Origin of the sequence: Citrobacter sp. wls826 (assembly GCF_005281245.1) — a bacterium.
In the GTDB taxonomy this organism is placed as follows: Bacteria; Pseudomonadota; Gammaproteobacteria; order Enterobacterales; family Enterobacteriaceae; genus Citrobacter; species Citrobacter braakii.
On the sequence record NZ_SZWS01000053.1, the window covers coordinates 214,433 to 215,291 of the forward strand.

General features: G+C 60.5%; 1 protein-coding gene. It reads left to right on the plus strand.

What is annotated here, in order from left to right; all coding sequences use genetic code 11:
* Positions 1–859, plus strand: an 859-nt coding sequence (locus FDW87_RS13475) for an MFS transporter (protein WP_252363165.1), incomplete at both ends; no start/stop codon positions are given.

The window sequence follows — 859 nt, forward strand, 5'->3', positions numbered from 1 at the left end:
GCTGCTGTTATGCCTGGGGCGCGTGATTCTAGGGATCGGGCAAAGCTTTGCCGGGACTGGCTCTACGCTGTGGGGGGTTGGGGTCGTTGGTTCAATGCACATCGGACGGGTGATTTCGTGGAACGGCATCGTGACCTATGGCGCGATGGCGATAGGCGCTCCGCTGGGCGTTCTGTTTTATGCCTGGGGTGGCTTACAGGGACTGGCGCTGACCGTGATGGGCGTGGCGCTGCTGGCAATACTGCTGGCGCTCCCTCGTCCGGCGGTGAAGGCCAGCAAAGGCAAACCATTGCCGTTTCGCGCGGTGCTTGGGCGTGTTTGGTTGTACGGCATGGCGCTGGCCCTGGCCTCAGCCGGATTTGGCGTGATCGCCACTTTCATTACCCTGTTTTATGATGCCAAAGGCTGGGACGGCGCCGCTTTCGCGCTGACGCTTTTTAGCTGCACGTTTGTGGGGACCCGCCTGTTATTCCCAAATGGTATCAACCGTTTAGGTGGACTAAATGTGGCGATGATCTGCTTTAGCGTCGAGATTGTTGGGTTGCTGCTGGTCGGGATGGCTTCCATGCCGTGGATGGCGAAAAGCGGCGTCCTGCTGGCCGGTGCAGGGTTTTCGCTGGTGTTCCCGGCGCTGGGCGTGGTGGCGGTAAAAGCCGTCCCGCAGCAAAATCAGGGCGCTGCGCTGGCGACGTATACGGTGTTTATGGATTTATCACTGGGAGTTACGGGGCCGCTGGCTGGGCTGGTCATGACCTGGGCGGGCGTGCCGGTTATCTATCTGGCGGCGGCAGGGCTGGTGGCGGTGGCGTTATTGCTGACCTGGCGATTAAAAAAACGGCCTCAGGTGGTGTCACCGGAG